Consider the following 20,243-nt stretch of genomic DNA (forward strand, 5'->3'; position numbering starts at 1 on the left):
TTATGCAGACTCGTATAAACGGGTCATTACAAACTCACGGTGGCCCAAAATTTCAGCTGCCGTCAATTCACCGTTTGCGGTGCGGATCAGTGCATCGAGAAGCTTCTCACCTGCTGTGTCCAAGTTTTCTTCGCGACGCAAGATGCCAGAAACATCAACGTCAATGTGCTCAGACATTGTTCGTACAGTTTTTGGATTAGCGCACAACTTGATCACTGGAAGAATTGGATTACCAATCACGTTACCTTGCCCAGTTGGGAAGAAGTGAGCAGCAAAACCTGCAGCAGCACATAAAGTCACCATCTCAGCAGCTGCTGAAGATGAGTCCATGAAATGCAAGCCAGGAATAGTTGGAGTTTCAGCCTTATCAAGCACCCCATCCACAACACATTTCTTACCAATTTTCTGGATATTGCCCAATGCCTTCTCTTCGATGGTGGTAAGACCACCAGCAATATTGCCTTTAGTTGGCTGTGAATCGGATAAGTCGCTCGTTTTATTCTTCTCAACAACATCTTGATAGCGATCAAACATGGCGCGGAATTTTTTCTTAACCTCTGGTGTACGGCAACGTGCCTCAACTAAGTGTTCGCCACCTGTTAGCTCAGTAGTTTCACCAAATACCAAAGTTGAACCAATGTCATAGAGCTTATCAAAAGCGTTTCCTACAGTTGGATTGGATGCACAACCAGAAGTAGTGTCAGATTCGCCGCACTTAGTAGAAACCCATAGCTCTGATAAAGGAGCAGAGACTCGCTGTTGCTTAGAGGCATGCTTCATCATGGAGTAAGCAGCTTTGCTAGCGCTAGCAATAGTTGCTGTATCGCCATTACCCTCAATCCAGAAACCTTCAACTGGCTTACCTGAAGCCTTAATACCATCAACCACAATCTTGGTCCACTGTGGCTCAATACCAATCACCACTACGCCAGCTACGTTAGGATTGCAGCCAGCGCCAATCAAGGTTCTGAAGTGAAGCTCTAAGTCTGCACCGAACTGAAGGCGACCGTAAGGATGTGGAATGGCAATGGTGCCTTTAATATTATTAGCAACTGCTTCGCAGGCTGCATTCGATAGGTCATCCAACGGCAAAATAACGACATGGTTACGAATACCCATACGTCCATTTTCACGGCGGTAGCCCATAAAAGTTGCTTCTTTTAAATTAATCATTTTTTATCTCTCTTAATATCGTAGTGAATACTCGTATCGATTACCAACGCTTAGTCTTAACATTTTGAACATGGGTATGCTCACCTTTTTTGATAGGAGCAACTACCTTACCGATATCTACGCCATACTTAATGATGGTGTCGCCGGTTTTCATGTCTTGCAGAGCAATCTTATGGCCAATTGGAATATCACTCTCAGATTTGATATTGACAGTACTATCACCATCCATTACCCAACCAATTAAATCAGTACCAGCCTTTACGCCCTCTACCACGACAACGCCAACTACGTCTCCTGGTTCATGCACGACAAAATGAATCATTTCTTTCTCCTTAAAAATCCTGTTTGAATACTACCCATTCCATGACTGACGAATGCCAGTCTGAATTTCTTCTAAAACAACATCAGAAACATTGACGCCCTCTTTAAAGCCCGCCGCCCTTTGCTTAAAACGCCTACGTCCTGGGATACGAGTACCAGCATCTGCCGCTAAAGTTTTTAAAAAGCCTTGTATCTTGTTTGCAAATACTTGTCTACCTGCTAATCCTGGATCAAAAGTCAATAAGAGCTGGCCAATACGTGGTCGATTTCCCTTGGCGTCAAAAAATGAATCCGCCTCATAAGAAAATCTACTGCCCGACAAACCAACAACTAATAATTCGATCATGAGTGCCAATAGCGCCCCTTTATCACCACCAAGCGGAACCATCAAACCTTTCAGCCCTTCGTTGGGATCAGTAGTCGGCTTGCCTTGAGCATTTAGAGCCCAGCCTTCAGGAATAGACTCCCCTTTTTTGGCAGCAACCAGTAATTTTCCACGAGCAACCGCAGACAAAGACATATCAATTACCAAGGGGTCTTGATTGTCAATCGGAAAAGCTGCCGCTAATGGATTCGTGCCGAACAAAGCCTTACTTCCGCCAACCATCGGCATGGCAGCAGGCGTATTACCAAACAATAACGAGATATAACCTGCTCGAGCAGCAGCTTCGGCAAAATGCCCGGCAACCCCAAAGTGATGGCTATTGGTTACGGCAACTAGGCCCACACCAGTTTTAGAGGCTAGATTTACTGATAAATCGGTTGCAAAGCGTAAGGCTGGAAATGCAAGTCCATCACAAGCATCCACTAGCGCAGCAGAGGCCTTAAAAGGACGCACTTTAATTTTAGGATCAAGCTCTACACGACGATTTTTTGCATGTCCCGCGTATTGAGAAACTCGAGCTAAACCATGGGAAGCCAAACCATCTAATTCCGCAAGAGCTAAAAACTGTGCAGTTTCAAATGCTGCTTTCCCCCCTATCCCAGCGGCTTGTAGACCTGAAGACGCTAATTGAACCATCTTTTCATAGGACAAGTTCATTTCAAAGCTCCTAAATACCGATTCACTTCATCGGCAATCATTTGGCTAACACGCTCATTACTTTCATGCGTTACACCCGCAATATGCGGTGTCAGAATGAGGTTCTCAATTCCCTCGAAATGGCTTAAATCCTTAGCAGGCTCGGAAGAAAAAACATCGATTGCCGCACCGCCGATACGTCCTGAGCGAAGTCGATCTGCAAGCGCCAACTCATCAACAATCCCACCGCGAGCCGTATTAATCAGACAGGCACCCTCTTTCATCTGATCAAGCGTTACCGCATTAAATAAATTCTTGGTTTCAGGTAAATACGGAAGATGTAAAGAAACTGCATGACTTCTAGAGAGTAATTCACTTAGTGTGAGTAGGGGTACTGAATATTCCTCAAGTTTTACAGCATCGTCAGACAACATCGGGTCGTAAGCGATACATTGCAAACCAAAGGCATGTGCTTTTTTAGCTACCACCCTACCAATACTGCCAAAACCGACAATCCCTAAGGTTTGACCCAAAAATTCGTGATATCCGGAAAAGCGAGGGCGTGGCCACTCGCCCTTAAGGGTTGCCATCGTTGCAGGTATAAATCCACGAGTTAATGCGACTGCAGCCCCAACTACGTATTCAGCGACCGACTCAGCATTCGCGCCTGTAGCAGGAATCACTTTAATGTTACGTTTGGCGCAAGCTGGCAGTTCAATATTCTCTAGTCCAACTCCAAGACGTCCCACAACCTTCAATACTGGAGATGCATTCAGGACTTCCTCATTTACCTGGGTCAGATTGCGAACTACAAGCGCATCAATATTTTGCACAGCAGCAATCAGAGCTGGCCTATCCTTATATAAGTCAGGCTCGTAAATGACGTCGTGCCTAGAGCACAGGGTATCTAGGGCTTGACTAGTGATGAACTCAGAGATCAAAATAGTAGACATATCCATATCATATAGATGATTTAGATCACTTGCAAGTAGCGGTACCATTTTTAAGAAAAAGATAGGCTTATTTCATTTAAATGATGTCCTTAAAATGAAATAAGAGATAAGATAAAAAACATGAATAAAAATAGGAGGAGCATGATGTTTAAGAAAGAATTTATTACCACCATAAAGTCCTTGTTAATCGGCGCAGGGGTATTGGTAAGTTTGATTTCCCCTTCAACGTCTCAAGCTCAGAGCTGGCCAGATAAACCAGTGAAATTAATTATTCCCTTTGCCCCTGGAGGCACTACCGATATTCTTGGAAGAATTTTGGCGCAGCAAATGACTACCATTCTCGGTCAAAATGTGATCGTTGAAAATAAAGGTGGTGCAGGCGGCAATATTGGTGCTGAAATAGTTGCCAACTCACCTCCTAATGGCTATACGCTGTTGCTCTCATCTGGCAGCATGCCGACTGTAAATCCATTTTTATATAAAAAGCTTCCTTTAAATTATGCTACTGATCTAACCTACATTACTGCTGTTGCAGGCGGACCAATGCTGGTATCAGTTAGCCCAAATTTACCAGTAACTAATTTAAAAGAGCTAATTGCATTAGCAAAAACCAAAGATCTAACCTTTGGCTCAGCAGGGATTGGCAGCCAAGTCCATATGGCAGGTGAAAATTTCACATACTCAGCTGGAATTGCTGCAACGCACGTTCCATACAAAGGCGAGGCTCCGGCCATCAATGACTTGGTCTCCGGTCAAATTGACTTCATGGTTGGAAACTTACCGGCAGCAGCTGGATTTGCTAAAGCAGGAAAAATTAAGCCTTTGGCAATAACAAGCAGTAAACGAGTGGTTCAGTTACCCGATGTTCCAACTGTTTCTGAAGCAGCTATACCTGGATTTGTGAATGTTGGCTGGTACGCATTAGCTGCACCATCAGGGACTCCGAAGGCTATCATAGATAAAATTTATGCTGCGACTCAAAAAGCACTTGAATCAGATGCAATGCGTAAGAGCTTAGACATTAATGGTCTTACTCCAATTGCAAATACGCCTAAAGAGTTAGAAGCTCAAATCAAAAATGAGTCTGCAGCCTGGGAAAAAGTGATCAAGGCTCGTAATATTGCCGCCCAATAAGTTTTGCTCAGGAGCCCTTTAAATGAGGGTTCCTAACTTTGCACCTAAACCTAGGTAGCGCACTCTAAACTAGCTGACGCATCAGTAATGTAGTTCCTGAAAAAAGTAGTATGGAACCATAAGCTACTCGCATTGCTGAATTGCTTAATCTCGCATGCATATGAGAACCAGCCCATATACCTAAAAAAGTTGCAGGCATCAAACAGATTGCCAATCCAAATACTGGCCAACTTAATAAGAGCCCGGTAGCGACCATAAGACAAAGTCGTAAAAAAGTCAGAATAAAAATAGCAAATGCCATCGTTGACCTCAGTGCTCTAGGATCGGCGATCCTAAGCCCAAGATAGGATGCGTATATAGCTCCGCCTGTTGCAAAAAGCGCTGTAAATATCCCCCCAAAAAATCCAAATGGAGCGGCCCACCATCTATTAATTGCTTTATGTAACTCTCGATTTCTTTGCCAAAGCACTCGCGCACCATTGATTGCCGCAAAGACCCCAAGGGTAACTAATAGAGGAGCACTCGGAGCTTGAAGTAAAACTAGACCCCCCACAACAATACCTATCAATGTAAAGGGAAATAACCACTTCAATTCTTTCATATCCGCATTACTTGAATTTTTCTTACCTAGATATAAAGAGCCGCAAATATCAATCATGACCATCATCGGCACTACGGACTTTAGTGGGTAAATCTGGACAAGTAAAGGAACTGCAACAATAGATGATCCGAACCCAGATACTCCAAAAATAAAATATGCGCCAAAGATAACTATTGCAGCTAAAAAAAATGGCAGCGGTTCTATGAACTCAAAAATAACTAAGCCTCAACAAGAATAGTTTGGCCAGGCTTAATCATCGTAAATTGCACGGGACGATTTTCAATTTTTAAGTCTTGATGATTGAAATGAACGGCTGTGTAATAAGAGTCTTCAAGAGATCCCGGCTCCGGGAAATCATCGCGATAGTGAGCGCCCCTAGAATTCTCGCGAGCTATAGCCGCCTCAGTGACGGCCTGACTCACCAGAATCAGATTTTGTAAATTCATCCAATCTTGCCAAGTATTACTGTATTCCCGTTGGATATCGCCCACTCCAATTTGGTTTAATTTGGCAGCCAATTGCTTGAGAGTTTGGCGCGCACGCAATAAGCCTTCCTTGTTTCTAGAGATGCCAACATCATCCCACATACACTCTGCGAGCTCATCTCGGATTGCCTCAATATCACCGGGTATCTTCTTCAATGGCGCTTCATGCTCTTGAATACTTGCCGCTACTTCATCCATATTACATTCGCTCAGCTGCCGTGAAGAAACCCAATGGGCCATTGACTCCCCTGCAATGCCACCAAATACTGTTGAGTTGGCAACACCATTACCGCCCAAACGATTAGCACCATGCACCCCACCAGTATCTTCGCCTGCCGCAAATAGACCAGGAAGATCAGTGCTGCAATCTTTCTTAAAAACTAGACCACCCATCATGTAATGGGCTGTTGGCACAACCTCTACCAAATCTTTGGTCAGATCAAAACCACTATCGGCACAACGTTCAACCATGCCCTTAAATAGTTTTCGCACATTCTCTGGGCCTAAATGGCTCATTTGGATATACACACCACCATTGGGGGTTGCACGTCCAGCGCGGATTTCTGAATTGATGGATCTAGAAACAATATCTCTTGTAGCGCGTTCATTGCGTGGATCATAGTTGCCCATAAAGCGCTCTTGATTGCCATTCAGTAAATAGCCACCAGCTCCACGCAAGCCCTCCTCTATGACTGTCCCCGTCATACGAGTCCCAGGCCCAGCTAATAAGCCAGTTGGATGAAATTGCACCATCTCCATATCCCGCAAAATGAGCCCAGCACGCAACGCCATTGCTAAACCATCGCAACTCTTATCACCTGATGGAGTATGGTACTTGTACATTGTGGGGCCGCCACCCGTAGCCAGTAAAACTGCTTTGGCCCGCACTAATACAAATTGACCAGTTTGCATATTAAGCATCAAAACGCCTGCAAGTGATTTGCCGTCTTTGCTATGAATTAATTCAATTGCGCGATGCTCTTCAAGGCGGTTGATTCCCCTAGCCCATACTTGCTCAGCTAAGCGATTAATAATCTCAATACCTGTTAAGTCACCCTTGTGAACAGTGCGATCAAATGTTTGACCAGCAAATGCCTTTTGATGAACCGTACCATCCGGATTACGATCAAAAAAACAACCGAGTTCATTTTCTAGCTCATGAATTCGCTCAACTGCTTTACTGACTAGTGTCCACGCAAGCTCTTGGTCAGAGAGCCATTTACCGCCCTCGATCGTGTCCATAAAATGGCGCTCTACGGAATCTCCTTCTGCCAAAGCGACGTTGTAACCACCCTGCACCATTCGTGTACAACCACATTTACCTAATAAACCTTTGACAGCAATCGTGATATTTAGGTTAGGGTTTGCTTGATGAGCATGCAAGGCAGCAAAGAGACCTGCACCGCCAGAACCCAGAATCAAAATATCCGTATCGATTGTTGGAATAGTACTCATGAAATAATTCCAAGGCTTTTAAGTACCGCTTCTTTTTTACTAGCAACATCACTCTTTACTTCCTGATAGATGCTGCCACCATGACTATCCATTGCAACTAGTAGTGGGCCAAAATCCCCAATCTTGAAGCGCCATAAAGACTCTGGATTAAGATCATCCATATCAACATCTTCAATCTGCTCGATCCAAGTTGTTTCTAGGGCAGCGGTACCACCAATAATCGCTAAATAAACCCCGCCCAGCTCTTTGAATGCATCTGCCGAGCCCTCACGCATACCCCCTTTACCCACAATCATACGAACACCATTCTCAGCCATCAAAGGGCGAGTAAAACGCTCCATACGATCTGAAGTGGTTGTACCAATACAAATAGGCTCATATCCCGCAGGAAACTCATGACTCACGGGTACTTTGCGAACATTCGGTGCAGTATGGATAACTGCATGACCACTCAAATCAAAGCGCGTCTTACGCCCATGATCAAACATATGAATTTGAGTAGCATCACGAATACCAAACAATGTATTTTGTAAAGTCACGGTATCGTTGATGCGAAGCTTACGAATATCCGCTTCACTCACTGGCGTTGCAAGGTTGTAGTGTGCCATCGTCGTTTTCCTAAAATCCGTAGGTAACGCCAGCAGGCGTAAAAGTTGCACGTGCTCTGCGTGCTGAATGGCACTGCATATTGACAGCCACGGGATTCAATGTAATGTGCGTATGAGCCAGCTCAACCTGCACTGCAAATGCAGTTCCATCACCACCTAGACCTTGTGGACCAATTCCGAGTTGATTTACAGCAATGCTGAGCTCCTTCTCCAGCTTAGCCCCTTCTTCATCGCTACACACGCTACCCAACTCACGAGTTGCCGCGCGCTTTGCCATGGCTACACATTGATCAGAGGTGCCCCCGATCCCAACACCGACAATGGTTGGTGGGCATGTCTTACCTCCAGCAGAAACAATACTCTCAATCACAAATGCCTTGATACCATTAATGCCATCTGCAGGTATTGCCATTTTTAAAAAGGAATTATTTTCCGAACCACTTCCCTTTGGCACCATTTCAATTTCAACTGATTCTGCTTTATCAAAAAAATCAAAGTGAATTGCTGGCATATCAATGCCGCAAGAGGTGTGATTATTTTTGCGAGTAATGGGATGTACGACTGAGGATCTGAGTGGATACTCCCGAGTGGCACATTCGCAACCTTTACGAATAGCTGCCTTTAATGCCATGCCATCAAATTGCACATTACTACCAATTTTCACGTTGTAGATCGGCAGGCCTGTATCTTGGCAAAGGAGATTATCTTCACGCTCTGCCACTGAGATATTAGTGATCATTGTCTTTAGAACCACCTGAGCACGTCCATCTGTCTCAGCTTTATCCAGTCTATCAATACCGGCCTTAATGTCATCAGGCAAAACCTTCAAGGCTCGAATATAGAGCTCCTTACAAGCCTCTTCGACTAAATCCATTTGTAATTGCATATCAACCTAATCAATTAGCAAAATATAAAAATAGGATTCCGCAAGTAATCGCGAACAAAATAGAGAGCTGAATCCAGCCCTTACGCAAACCCTTCCATGGTCCAAACTCAATCATTAACAAACGTATACCGCCTGCCAAATGAACGGCCAGCATAATCACTAGGGCCCATTCGCCAAACTTAAATACCCACATGTCAGTCAAAGTAAGCGATTTCTCAAAGCCCTCTGCACCTCGCAAGGATTGAGAAAGCATCAGAAAGTGCAGTGGAATAAAGCATGCCAATAACAAGCCAGAAAAGCGATGGCATGCATAAGCAAAATAAGATAAGTGGGTTTTGGCGCGGTAATCTAATTTTGGTCTGGAGCTCATACCTGACCTCCTGTAAAAACACCAATGACAGCCATAGTGCCTAGAACCAAAATTAGCAAAGCCAAAATCCAAGACAAAGGTCTAGCCAAACCACTCTTTGGAAAGGTCTCCTGCAATATATTGGCAAGACCAATTGGTGCATGGACAAAACATGCGAGGACAAACACTTCATAAAAAATAGCAAATAGTACATTGCCTTGAGTGCGACCCAGTATCTCCTGAGCGCTTAAGCCACCTCTAATGGCATAAAAAATAATCAGCAAATGAATCGCAACACAAATCCCAAGCACCATGGCGCTAATTCTCTGTGCATACCAAAGCTTTGCCTGCAATACTCCAGCGCTCATAACTTACCCCACTTACTTCCACGTATTGCAGCCTTGGAAACCAGCTTTTTCAAGCCAGCAATACTTGCAGTTGGCTCGATAGCCTTGGGGCAACGCTCAGTACAAGATCCTTGCGTATGACATGCGTGGCAACCAGCATCCCCTGCTACTGCACTCATACGCTCTAGCTGTTGAATATCCCTCACATCATTCGTTAAGGTCCAAGCACGATTGAGCGCTGCTGGTCCAAGATAATTTGGTCTAGATTCAACTACCTCACAAGAAGCATAACAAACACCGCAACCGATGCACTCAATTCCAGCATTGGCTAGTTGGCGCTCTTTTGAACTTGGCTCTACCTTTGCAAAATCGTCAAGACGTGTTTTGTCTCCTTTAAAGAATCCAACCGCCCCTTTCCACTTATTAAAAAACTCTCGCATATCCGTTGCGAGATCTTTAATAACAGGTAAGTTATTTAGAGGGGCAATTTCTAATGAATCTCCCTCAAGAATTTTCGAGACGTGAGTACGGCAAGTCCAACGAGCTACTCCATTAACAGTCATTGCGCATGAACCACACATGCCAACTCGGCAAGCAAAGCGATAGCTCAGGGTGGGGTCCAGCTTTCTTTGGATATAAGTCACCACATCCAAAACTGTTTGATTGGGGTTACGTGGGACTAAGTACTCAACAAACTCCCCTTCTTGGGAGCCGCGCCATACCCGTACTTTTAGATCAGTATTAGACATATTCACATTATATGGATAGATAGTAAAAAATAAATCGAATTAATTTTTCTTTGAGATAAAGAAATTATTTATAATAAAACTCATGTCTAGTATCAAAACCCTCAAAAACTTCTTGGCGATAACTCGTCATAAAAGTGTTGCAGCTGCTGCTCGAGAAATTGGGCTTACCGCGGCTGCAGCAGGCCAGCAGATACAACAGCTAGAAAAAGAAATAGGGCTAGAGCTATTTGATCGAACCAAACGCTCTCTTGCCTTAAATACTCACGGTAGATCTTTGATTGAGCCTATCCAAGAAATTGTGGCTCGTTATGAGGCTCTTCGCTCAAATATACAATCTAATCTCAGCGGAACCATTGTCTTAGGTGCTTTGGTTTCTTCATTAATGGGCGCATTTGGAAAAACTCTAAATGAGATAAAACACAACTATCCAGAGCTAGAGATAAAATTAATTGCAGGCTTATCAAGCAACTTCTTGGATCAGCTTCTTGAAGGCACTCTTGATGCAGCAATTGTGACTGAATCACCCTATACCCTACCCCAAAACCTCCAATGGACTGAGCTCTACAAGGAGCCCATGATTTTGATTTATCCAAACACCACGCCTAGCAGAAAAAAAGATCTTAAAAATATCGATCCTAATCTGCCATTTATTCGCTTTGAGAGAAATACATGGACCGGCCATCTTGTCGACCAAACTATCAAGTCCAATAAGCTATCCATTCAAGATGGCATGGAATTAAATTCTGTAGAGGCTATTATTGAACTCGTTAGACAAGGTCTTGGCTATTCTATCGTTCCTCAGTTAGCCAATATTTCATGGGCCAACGATCGGCAACTCAGAATTCAGGAGCTCCCAGGAAAAACCATCTACAGGAAAGTTGGTCTTCTTGAGCGCAAAAAACACATACGTCAAAACGTCACCCAAGTTATCAAACAACACTTTTTATTAGGTACGTCAAAAAAACTGAAGCCCTAAAGAAAAAGCCACCCCGAAGGATGGCTTGAAAGAGATTTTGGAGGTACTACTTAAAGAACAAACTACAAGTTAATATTAGTCTTCTCAAAATCTCATCTTTCTACTGATTGCCTCATTAAGAGCCATATTGCTCCAATTTGGTGCATTAATGATTCTCTTTAGCATGATTAATTGAGTACTTCGGTATCTCAATCACGAGATCCTGTTTAGCAACAATGGCTTGGCAAGATAAACGGGATTGGGGATTTAAGCCCCAAGCACGATCAAGCATATCTTCTTCGTTCTCATCTGGTGAGTTCAGACTCTGAAAGCCCTCTTTAACGATGACATGACAAGTTGTGCAAGCACAGACCATATCACAAGCATGCTCAATTGGAATGTCATTCTCTAATAGCGCTTCACAAATCGATGTGCCTGGCGCTACTTCAACAACGGCACCCTCTGGACAATACTCACTATGAGGTAAAACAACGATTTGAGTCATGATTCTTTTCTATTTATAGGATGTTGATTATGTATTTATTGTTTCAGATCTCTGCAACATTCTTACCAGACAATGCTTTCTGAATGCTGGCATTCATACGCATTTGTGCAAACTCATCGGTAGCCTTAGCAGCATGATCAACTGCCTTACGTAAAATTGCACTCTCTTTTTCTTCGTTCAAAATCTTTTGCAGAGTTGCCATCTCTTGGTCAATTACAACCTGCTCTTCTTTATTCAGTAATGCGCGGTCGGCATCAAGCGCTGTTTGCACTGCATCTAATAAACGCTGTGCATTCACTTGCTCTTCACGCAATGATCGAGTCAAGAGGTCTTCTTTAGCTGATGCAAAGCCATCTTGCAACATACGCGTAATTTCAGAATCTGTCAGGCCATAAGAAGGCTTAATATCGATTGAAGCCTGAACGCCAGAGCCCTGCTCCATCGCGCTGACAGACAATAGGCCATCCGCATCCACCTGGAAAGTCACCCGTATACGTGCTGCACCCGCAGCCATTGCTGGGATACCACGTAATTCAAACTTACCTAATGAGCGACAGTCTTGGGCAAGCTCGCGCTCACCCTGCACTACTTGAATTGCTAATGCAGTTTGGCCATCTTTAAAGGTGGTGAAATCTTGGGCTCTAGCTACTGGAATTGGTGTATTGCGTGGAATAATTTTTTCAACTAAACCGCCCATAGTTTCAACACCAAGGGAAAGTGGAATGACATCTAATAAGAGCCATTCATCGTCTTTGCTTTGATTGCCCGCTAGTAAGTCAGCTTGCATGGCGGCACCAAGCGCAACTACTTGATCAGGATTGAGATTGTTGAGTGGTTGCGCACCAAATAACTCGCCGACAGAACGCTGCACATTTGGCATGCGAGTGGAGCCTCCCACCATCACCACACCTTTAACATCTTCAGCTTTCAAGCCTGCATCACGTAAAGCTTTTTTACAGGCCGTTAAAGTCTTCACAACGAGGTTCTGGGTGATTTCGAAGAACTGCGCCTGACTAACACCAACATTGACTACCGTACCATCTGCCAAAGTCTCATGAACGCGGGCTAAGGGGTTATGACTCAGCAATTCTTTTGCATGCTTACACGCTTGCAAAAGAGTGCGATGATCATGAATAGAGAGTGGAGGTAGTTTTGCCTGCTCGATGACCCAGCAATACAAGCGGTGATCAAAGTCATCACCCCCCAAAGCCGAATCGCCACCAGTCGAAAGAACTTCAAAGACTCCTCTACTCATTCGCAGAATGGAGATATCAAAGGTGCCGCCACCTAAGTCATAAACAGCATAGACACCCTCAGAAGCATTATCCAAGCCATATGCAATGGCAGCAGCAGTAGGCTCATTGAGCAACCTCAGAACTTCAATACCCGCCAACTTAGCCGCATCCTTAGTAGCTTGGCGTTGCGCGTCATCAAAATAAGCAGGTACTGTAATCACCGCACCAACAATCTCATCAGATACAGAATCTTCCGCTAGCTGACGCAGACGCGCCAAGATTTCTGCCGAAACCTCGATGGGGCTTTTATCTCCAGCAGCAGTTCTCAATTTGAGCATGCCGGGCTGGTCAACAAAATCATAAGGGGTGCTCTCGATATGATCCACATCTTGCACGCCTCGCCCCATAAAACGCTTTACAGAAACAATCGTGTTCTTTGGATCAATCACGACACTCTCAAGCGCTTCGAAGCCAGCCTCTGTTCTACCATTTGGTAGGTAGCGCACAACCGAAGGAAGCAATTCTCTTCCTTGGGCATCAGGCAACACTTTAGGCAAAGCGTCTCGTACGATAGCAACGAGTGAATTGGTGGTCCCCAAATCAATCCCAACCGCAATCCTACGCTGATGGGGCGCTAGCGATTTTCCGGGTTCAGAGATTTGTAATAAAGCCATAAAAGTTCAATTTTAATGCGAGTGCAAACTAGGCCAAGCCGCAATAGCGTCATCAAGCTCAACAGCAAACTTATCAATAAAGAGTAGGCCTCTTAAAAGTTCAGCTGCACGTTGGTAATTTTTAGCGCCATCGATCGCTTGTGCGATTTCAGAGAGGGTTTCCTGCTTAGAAGATTGGACCTCATCCATGAGTTCCTCTAGGGCTTGCAAATCTTCGGCCTGCTCATCAAGATTCTCACGCCACTCCATCTGCTTCATCAGAAAGGCAGCCGGCATTGCGGTATTCGTTTCAAGTTTGGCATCTACACCATTCAGTTGACAGATATAAAGGCCACGTTGCACTGGGTTCTTGAGAGTTTGAAAAGCAGTATTTGCCAAGGTCGCCATTTGCATTGCCAAGCGCTGCTCTGAATCACTACCGCGTGCATGGCGGTCAGGATGAACTTCTTTCTGAATTGCCAGATAAGCCTGATCCAAAGCAGGCAAATCGATTGTGAATTGCTGAGTTAGACCAAAGAAGCGAAAGTAATCGTCAGACGCGGAAAGATTCGCCACAACCACACTCATCTTTTACGTTAGGATTTTGAAACTTAAAGCCTTCATTCAAACCCTCACGTACAAAGTCTAGCTCTGTCCCATCCAAATACGCCAAGCTCTTTGGATCAACAAATACTTTGATGCCATTAGACTCAAATACTTGATCTTCAGCGGCAGGCTCATCGACATACTCCAATTGATAAGCCAAACCAGAGCAACCTGTAGTGCGCACACCCAAACGCAAACCACACCCCTTACCGCGCTTTTCTAAATTGCGGTTAACGTGTGCAGCTGCTTTGTCAGTTAAGGTAATTGCCATAGTTTTTATTGAGCCGGATGCTTTTCTTTGTAATCAGCAACCGCTGCCTTGATAGCGTCTTCAGCCAAGATAGAGCAGTGAATCTTCACGGGTGGCAAAGCCAACTCTTCAGCAATCAAAGAGTTCTTGATCTCTAAAGCCTGATCCAAGGTCTTACCCTTAACCCACTCGGTTACCAGTGAGGAAGAGGCAATTGCTGAGCCGCAGCCATAAGTCTTGAACTTAGCATCTTCAATCACGCCTTGATCATTTACGCGGATTTGTAATTTCATGACGTCGCCACAAGCTGGCGCACCAACCATACCGGTACCTACACTTTCATCACCCTTCTCAAAAGAACCTACGTTACGGGGGTTCTCATAATGGTCGATTACTTTTTCACTATATGCCATGGTATTTCCTCTTTAATCCTTCAAATTCTTAATGTGCCGCCCACTGAATCGTGCTTAAGTCGATTCCGTCTTTAAACATTTCCCACAATGGTGAGAGTTCGCGTAACTTCGCAATCTTTTCTTTCACCAGCTTGATTGTGAAATCGACCTCCTCTTCAGTCGTAAAACGGCCGAGAGTAAAACGAATTGAGCTATGAGCTAGTTCATCATTACGTCCTAAGGCACGCAATACATAAGAAGGCTCTAATGAAGCTGATGTACAAGCGGATCCAGATGAGATTGCCAAATCTTTCAGGGCCATCAACATTGACTCACCCTCAACATAGTTAAAACTGATATTGAGGTTATGGGGCACACGATCATCCATGTCACCGTTCACATAAACTTCTTCAATATCTTTCAAGCCTGCCAAGAGACGATCGCGCAACGCACGAATACGCTTATTTTCTTCAACCATCTCAATGCGAGCAATGCGGAATGCCTCGCCCATGCCGACAATTTGATGAACCGCTAGGGTTCCAGAACGCATGCCGCGCTCATGACCACCACCATGAATCTGAGCCTCAATCCGAATGCGAGGCTTGCGACGCACAAACAACGCGCCAATCCCTTTTGGGCCATAAGTCTTGTGAGCAGAAAAACTCATTAGGTCGACCTTGGTCTTCTCTAAATCGATTTCTACCTTGCCCGTAGCTTGAGCAGCATCCACATGCAAAATCACACCGCGCGAACGGCATAAGTCACCAATCGCTGGAATATCTTGCACGACACCGATTTCATTATTGACGTACATCACTGATGCCAAAATCGTGCCTGGCTTCATTGCCGTTTCTAGCTGCGCGAAGTCAATTAAGCCATTCGGCAAAACATCTAAGTAAGTTACCTCATAACCTTCACGCTCAAGCTCGCGACAGGTATCTAAAGTAGCCTTGTGCTCGGTCTTAACAGTAATGATGTGATTGCCACGATCTTTATAGAAGTGCGCTGCACCCTTCAATGCCAAATTAATACTTTCAGTAGCGCCACTGGTAAACACAATCTCTCTTGGATCTGCATGAACGAGTTGCGCCACTTCTGAACGCGCCCATTCAACCGCCTCTTCAGCAGCCCAGCCATAAGCATGGCTACGTGATGCCGCATTGCCAAACTGCTCACGCAAGTAGGGCAACATTTTGTCGACTACACGTGGATCAATCGGTGTTGTAGCTGAGTAGTCCATATACACCGGGAAGTGCTCAGGACTAAACATCGGAACCGGCTGAATTGGAAGGTCTTGTGGTGCGTTCATGATTGACTTATTTTGATGAATTACTTTTTTTAACTTTGGCGCGCCAAATTAAATACAGAATTAATTAATGGGGCTTTAGGTGCAACTTCTTTTTTCGCAGCAAGTGCTGGCGCTGTTTTTTCAGCTTTAGCACTTTCAACTTTGATTTTCTTTTGACGCATATCTTGAATAACAACACCACGTCCTTCTTGTTGCTGAACTAGATTAAGCAAACTCACTGAGCTGAGATACTCAACCATCTTCAAATTCAGATTACTCCAAAGATCATGAGTCATACAGTGACCATGCTGATCTTCATCACTATGGCAGTTACCTTTACCGCCACACTGAGTTGCATCTAAGGGCTCATCCACAGCAACAATAATGTCGGCAACACTAATTTCATGAGGCTTGCGCGCGAGTGTGTACCCGCCTCCAGGCCCACGAGTGCTCTCAACAATGTTGAAGCGACGTAATTTGCCGAACAATTGCTCTAAATAGGAAAGGGAGATTTTTTGTCTTTGGCTAATTCCAGCCAAAGTTACAGGGCCATGCGCTTCGCGCAGGGCTAAATCGATCATTGCGGTTACTGCAAAACGGCCTTTAGTTGTAAGTCTCATATGTCACCTTGGTAATGGATTGTTATGGACAGCTCATGGTCGGCAGGGTAATACCCGACCATTCCACTCAACTTTACCATATAACCTAGCAAACTGCTCGGGAATTATCCCAGAAAACCCTTCTGGAATCCAGTAAATTTAAGCCACAAAGTCTCTAGACCTGGCCCCAAAGGCCATTTCTTTGACTTTTGTTAGGCGATCACGGGTGCTGGCAGCCTTCTCAAACTCCAGATTTTTGGCTTCGGCATTCATTTGCTTCTCTAGACGCTTGATTTCACCAACCAGGTCTTTCTCGCTCATATCCTCATAGCGAGCCCGCTCCTGCTCCACCTGCATCTCCTGGCGCTTCTCTTTGACGTCATAGACGCCATCAATAATGTCCTTAATGCGCTTTTGAACCCCTTTTGGCTCAATACCATGTAACTTATTAAAGGCAATTTGCTTGGTACGACGTCTTTCCGTCTCCCCCATGGCGCGTTTCATGGAATCAGTCACCCGATCGGCATACAGAATCGCTTTGCCTCGGACATTTCGTGCTGCGCGTCCGATGGTCTGAATCAAGCTGCGTTCAGAACGCAAGAAGCCCTCCTTGTCGGCATCCAAAATTGCCACCAAAGAAACTTCTGGAATATCCAAACCTTCGCGCAGTAAATTGATGCCCACCAAGACATCGAAGACGCCTAAACGAAGATCGCGCAAAATTTCTACGCGCTCTACCGTATCAATATCGGAGTGCACATAACGTACCTTCACACCATTATCAGAAAGATAGTCTGTTAATTGCTCTGCCATACGCTTAGTCAGAACCGTCACTAAAACACGCTCGCCTACTTTGACGCGCTCATGAATCTGACTCAGCAAATCATCAACCTGTGTACTTGCAGGTAATACTTCAATTTCTGGATCAACTAATCCAGTAGGTCTTGCAACTTGCTCAACCACTTGGCCTTGATGCGTATTCTCATAATCAGCTGGTGTAGCGGAAACAAAAATGGTTTGACGCATCTTCGTTTCAAACTCGGTAAATTTGAGTGGGCGATTATCCATTGCCGAAGGCAGACGGAAACCAAATTCAACTAAGGTATGTTTGCGCGATTTATCGCCGTTATACATGGCATTCAGCTGCCCAATCAGAACATGGCTCTCATCCAAGAACATCAGGGCATCATTGGGCAGATAGTCGACCAAGGTCGGCGGGGCCTCGCCTGGAGCAGCCCCCGAGAGGTGGCGGGAGTAGTTCTCAATGCCCTTACAGAAACCCAATTCGTTGAGCATCTCTAAATCAAAACGGGTACGCTGTTCTAAGCGTTGCGCCTCAACCAGTTTTCCATCTTTGACAAACTCATCTAAACGAGTGCGTAACTCCGTCTTAATGGTTTCAATTGCTTTGAGAACAGTGTCTCGCGGAGTGACGTAGTGCGAACTTGGGTAAACAGTAAAACGTGGAATCTTTTGGCGAATCTTGCCAGTGAGCGGATCAAAAAATTGCAAGCTCTCAACCACATCATCAAATAATTCAACACGCACTGCTAACTCATTATGCTCAGCGGGGAAAATATCAATCGTATCTCCACGTACTCGAAATACACCACGCTTGAAATCAGTTTCATTGCGATCGTATTGCATAGCGATCAGTCGCATCAAAATATCGCGCTGACTCATCTTGTCGCCAGGACGCAGAGTCATCACCATACTGTGATAGTCGCCAGGATTACCGATACCGTAAATTGCAGACACTGTTGCAACGATGATCACATCGCGACGCTCTAACAAACTTTTCGTAGCAGATAAACGCATCTGTTCGATATGTTCATTAATCGAAGAGTCTTTTTCAATAAAGAGGTCGCGCTGAGGAACATAGGCTTCAGGCTGGTAATAGTCGTAGTAACTAACAAAATACTCGACGGCATTTTTGGGGAAAAACTCTCTAAATTCGCTGTAAAGCTGAGCGGCCAGAGTCTTATTTGGAGCAAAAATAATTGCCGGACGACCAGTTCTGGCAATCACATTGGCCATGGTGAAGGTCTTTCCAGACCCCGTGACGCCCAAGAGGGTTTGAAAGGTTAATCCGTCTTCAATACCCTCTACCAAGGCCTCAATCGCCTGAGGCTGGTCTCCAGCAGGGGTAAATGGCTGATAAAGCTGGTAGGGAGAGTCCGGAAAACTGACAAATTTAGCCGGGTCTAGGTCGTGGCCTGCCTCGCCCAATGGGTCGGCAATAGGCTTTTTTAGATCTTCTTTGACTGCAGAATTTGTGGCAATTTTGGGGGACTTAGGGGGCATCTCGGCTATCATTTCATCTGTGAGATTTCTTCACAGCGAATTTTGTACAAACAATGATTTTGCCGTTTTTATTTAGAAATAGTTGACTCTGGCCCCCAAAACCGACAATTAAGCTTAATTTAACGTCATTAAATAGTAAAAATATCCTTAAACCACCTTTTCCGACCTCAAATGACCCTGTTTGCCTCAGTCCAGCTAGCCCCTAAAGATCCTATTTTTGGCCTCACAGAAGCCTATGTTGCAGACCAACGTCCTGACAAAGTAAACCTCGGTGTTGGTGTGTATTACACAGATGAAGGCAAGGTGCCTTTACTGAAAGCAGTGATTAAAGCTGAAGAGGCGGTAGTTGCAAAGCAATCACCTCGTAGCTACATCCCAATTGAAGGTCCGAATCCCTATAACAGCGCAGTACAAAACTTATTGTTTGGAGCAGACTCTGCTCTGATTAAAGATGGTCGCGTTGTAACAGCTGAATGTTTAGGTGGTACGGGCGCATTGCGCGTTGGTGCTGACTTCATTAAACGCCTCAACTTAAATGCACCTTGTGCCATTAGTAATCCAACATGGGAAAACCATCGCGGTATTTTTGAATCTGCTGGCTTTGAGGTGGTCGAATACAACTACTTCGATGGCAAGACCCGCGGCGTTGATTTTGATGGCATGGTGAAGTCTCTGGAATCTTTCCCAAAGAACACAACCGTTCTTTTACATGCTTGCTGTCACAACCCAACTGGTGCAGATATTACTGAAGCCCAGTGGCATCAAGTCATTGATATCTGCAAGAACAAAGGGTTAATTCCATTCTTGGATATGGCCTATCAAGGCTTTGCATCTGGGATTGAGCAAGACGGTATCGCCGTTCGACTTTTTGCTCAGTCTGGCATGTCCTTCTTCGTATCAAGCTCTTTCTCTAAATCATTTTCACTATATGGTGAGCGTGTAGGTGCTTTGTCGATCGTGACCCAAAGTAAAGATGAATCTACTCGCGTGCTCTCGCAATTAAAGCGCGTCATCCGTACTAATTATTCCAACCCTCCAACTCACGGCGCTGCAATTGCTGCTGCCGTTTTGAACTCTCCAGAGTTGCGCAAGCTCTGGGAGGATGAGTTGGCAGAAATGCGTGATCGCATTAAATCAATGCGTCATGGTCTCGTTGAAAAACTCGCTGCTGCTGGTGTAAAGCAAGACTTTGCTTTTATTGAACAGCAACGTGGAATGTTTTCTTACTCAGGTCTAACAGCTGAGCAAGTTGAACGCTTACAGAAGGAAGATGGCATTTACGCACTTTCTACTGGACGTATTTGTGTCGCGGCTCTCAATACCAAAAATATTGATAAAGTGGCCAAAGCAATCGCCCGCGTATTGGCCTAAAAA

22 protein-coding genes are annotated in these 20,243 nt (G+C 44.8%); 3 read left to right on the forward strand and 19 right to left on the reverse strand.

Annotated elements, in window-relative coordinates; genetic code table 11:
- Genes ICN17_RS00475 through ICN17_RS00490 form a run of 4 tightly spaced genes read right to left on the reverse strand, consistent with a single transcriptional unit; the run spans window position 1 to window position 3,468 of the window.
- Complete coding sequence (locus tag ICN17_RS00475; protein WP_216861781.1) at window positions 1-1,173, reverse strand: UxaA family hydrolase; 1,173 nt, start codon at window positions 1,171-1,173, stop codon at window positions 1-3.
- A gap of 40 nt (window positions 1,174-1,213) precedes the next feature.
- On the reverse strand, window positions 1,214-1,495 hold the full coding sequence (locus ICN17_RS00480; RefSeq protein WP_028818665.1) for a UxaA family hydrolase: 282 nt from the start codon (window positions 1,493-1,495) through the stop codon (window positions 1,214-1,216).
- A gap of 30 nt (window positions 1,496-1,525) precedes the next feature.
- Window positions 1,526-2,536, reverse strand: coding sequence for an Ldh family oxidoreductase (locus ICN17_RS00485; RefSeq protein WP_216235602.1), 1,011 nt, complete (start codon window positions 2,534-2,536; stop codon window positions 1,526-1,528).
- On the reverse strand, window positions 2,533-3,468 hold the full coding sequence (locus tag ICN17_RS00490; protein WP_216235603.1) for a hydroxyacid dehydrogenase: 936 nt from the start codon (window positions 3,466-3,468) through the stop codon (window positions 2,533-2,535). The genes ICN17_RS00485 and ICN17_RS00490 overlap by 4 nt, the downstream gene beginning before the upstream one ends.
- 120 nt (window positions 3,469-3,588) lie before the next feature.
- Between ICN17_RS00490 and ICN17_RS00495 the strand changes: the two genes are divergently transcribed.
- On the forward strand, window positions 3,589-4,602 hold the full coding sequence (locus ICN17_RS00495) for a tripartite tricarboxylate transporter substrate binding protein (RefSeq protein WP_255538217.1): 1,014 nt from the start codon (window positions 3,589-3,591) through the stop codon (window positions 4,600-4,602).
- A gap of 64 nt (window positions 4,603-4,666) precedes the next feature.
- On the opposite strand, the gene ICN17_RS00500 is transcribed toward ICN17_RS00495, so the two are convergent.
- Genes ICN17_RS00500 through ICN17_RS00530 form a run of 7 tightly spaced genes read right to left on the reverse strand, consistent with a single transcriptional unit; the run spans window position 4,667 to window position 10,082 of the window.
- Window positions 4,667-5,419 carry a TSUP family transporter gene (locus ICN17_RS00500; protein WP_216236600.1) on the reverse strand — a complete coding sequence of 251 codons (753 nt, stop codon included), beginning with the start codon at window positions 5,417-5,419 and terminating at the stop codon, window positions 4,667-4,669.
- A 2-nt stretch (window positions 5,420-5,421) separates the two neighbouring features.
- A complete protein-coding gene (locus tag ICN17_RS00505) occupies window positions 5,422-7,143 on the reverse strand; it encodes an L-aspartate oxidase (RefSeq protein ID WP_216235604.1) in 1,722 nt (573 codons plus the stop codon).
- A complete protein-coding gene (locus tag ICN17_RS00510) occupies window positions 7,140-7,751 on the reverse strand; it encodes a fumarate hydratase C-terminal domain-containing protein (protein ID WP_216235606.1) in 612 nt (203 codons plus the stop codon). The genes ICN17_RS00505 and ICN17_RS00510 overlap by 4 nt, the downstream gene beginning before the upstream one ends.
- Window positions 7,752-7,761: 10 nt before the next feature.
- Window positions 7,762-8,637, reverse strand: coding sequence for a fumarate hydratase (locus tag ICN17_RS00515; protein ID WP_216235608.1), 876 nt, complete (start codon window positions 8,635-8,637; stop codon window positions 7,762-7,764).
- Between the two features lie 10 nt (window positions 8,638-8,647).
- Window positions 8,648-9,007, reverse strand: a complete 360-nt coding sequence (sdhC, locus tag ICN17_RS00520) for a succinate dehydrogenase, cytochrome b556 subunit (RefSeq protein ID WP_216235610.1) — start codon at window positions 9,005-9,007, stop codon at window positions 8,648-8,650.
- The gene (locus tag ICN17_RS00525) at window positions 9,004-9,354 is read right to left on the reverse strand and encodes a succinate dehydrogenase (RefSeq protein WP_216235612.1); all 351 of its coding nucleotides are present in this window, start codon (window positions 9,352-9,354) and stop codon (window positions 9,004-9,006) included. The genes sdhC and ICN17_RS00525 overlap by 4 nt, the downstream gene beginning before the upstream one ends.
- Window positions 9,351-10,082: a succinate dehydrogenase/fumarate reductase iron-sulfur subunit gene (locus ICN17_RS00530; RefSeq protein ID WP_216235614.1), complete on the reverse strand. Its 732-nt coding sequence runs from the start codon at window positions 10,080-10,082 to the stop codon at window positions 9,351-9,353. Before ICN17_RS00530 ends, ICN17_RS00525 begins: the two co-directional genes overlap by 4 nt.
- An 82-nt stretch (window positions 10,083-10,164) precedes the next feature.
- On the opposite strand from ICN17_RS00530, the gene ICN17_RS00535 reads away from it, so the two are divergent.
- A complete protein-coding gene (locus tag ICN17_RS00535) occupies window positions 10,165-11,058 on the forward strand; it encodes a LysR family transcriptional regulator (RefSeq protein WP_216235615.1) in 894 nt (297 codons plus the stop codon).
- A 145-nt stretch (window positions 11,059-11,203) separates the two neighbouring features.
- Here ICN17_RS00535 and fdx read toward each other — a convergent pair whose 3' ends face one another.
- The 8 genes from fdx to uvrB form a co-directional block, all read right to left on the reverse strand.
- Complete coding sequence (gene fdx, locus ICN17_RS00540; protein ID WP_087909153.1) at window positions 11,204-11,542, reverse strand: ISC system 2Fe-2S type ferredoxin; 339 nt, start codon at window positions 11,540-11,542, stop codon at window positions 11,204-11,206.
- A 43-nt stretch (window positions 11,543-11,585) separates the two neighbouring features.
- On the reverse strand, window positions 11,586-13,451 hold the full coding sequence (gene hscA, locus ICN17_RS00545) for a Fe-S protein assembly chaperone HscA (protein WP_216235617.1): 1,866 nt from the start codon (window positions 13,449-13,451) through the stop codon (window positions 11,586-11,588).
- 12 nt (window positions 13,452-13,463) lie between these two features.
- Window positions 13,464-14,018, reverse strand: a complete 555-nt coding sequence (gene hscB, locus ICN17_RS00550) for a Fe-S protein assembly co-chaperone HscB (RefSeq protein ID WP_216235619.1) — start codon at window positions 14,016-14,018, stop codon at window positions 13,464-13,466.
- Window positions 13,984-14,307 (reverse strand): iron-sulfur cluster assembly protein IscA, encoded by a 324-nt coding sequence (gene iscA, locus ICN17_RS00555; RefSeq protein WP_012357505.1) that lies wholly within the window; start codon window positions 14,305-14,307, stop codon window positions 13,984-13,986. The genes hscB and iscA overlap by 35 nt, the downstream gene beginning before the upstream one ends.
- A gap of 5 nt (window positions 14,308-14,312) precedes the next feature.
- Entirely contained in the window at window positions 14,313-14,699 is a 387-nt protein-coding gene (iscU, locus tag ICN17_RS00560) for a Fe-S cluster assembly scaffold IscU (protein ID WP_216235621.1), read from the reverse strand.
- 28 nt (window positions 14,700-14,727) lie between these two features.
- Window positions 14,728-15,987: an IscS subfamily cysteine desulfurase gene (locus ICN17_RS00565; protein ID WP_370625925.1), complete on the reverse strand. Its 1,260-nt coding sequence runs from the start codon at window positions 15,985-15,987 to the stop codon at window positions 14,728-14,730.
- A 29-nt stretch (window positions 15,988-16,016) separates the two neighbouring features.
- Window positions 16,017-16,586 (reverse strand): Fe-S cluster assembly transcription factor, encoded by a 570-nt coding sequence (locus ICN17_RS00570; RefSeq protein WP_216235623.1) that lies wholly within the window; start codon window positions 16,584-16,586, stop codon window positions 16,017-16,019.
- A 138-nt stretch (window positions 16,587-16,724) separates the two neighbouring features.
- Window positions 16,725-18,881 carry an excinuclease ABC subunit UvrB gene (gene uvrB, locus ICN17_RS00575; protein ID WP_370625926.1) on the reverse strand — a complete coding sequence of 719 codons (2,157 nt, stop codon included), beginning with the start codon at window positions 18,879-18,881 and terminating at the stop codon, window positions 16,725-16,727.
- 159 nt (window positions 18,882-19,040) lie between these two features.
- Here uvrB and ICN17_RS00580 point away from each other — a divergent pair, with 159 nt between their 5' ends.
- Entirely contained in the window at window positions 19,041-20,240 is a 1,200-nt protein-coding gene (locus ICN17_RS00580) for an amino acid aminotransferase (RefSeq protein ID WP_216235625.1), read from the forward strand.
- Window positions 20,241-20,243 lie beyond the last annotated feature (3 nt).

It is taken from the genome of Polynucleobacter sp. 73C-SIWE, from assembly GCF_018882465.1.
Taxonomy (GTDB): domain Bacteria; phylum Pseudomonadota; class Gammaproteobacteria; order Burkholderiales; family Burkholderiaceae; genus Polynucleobacter.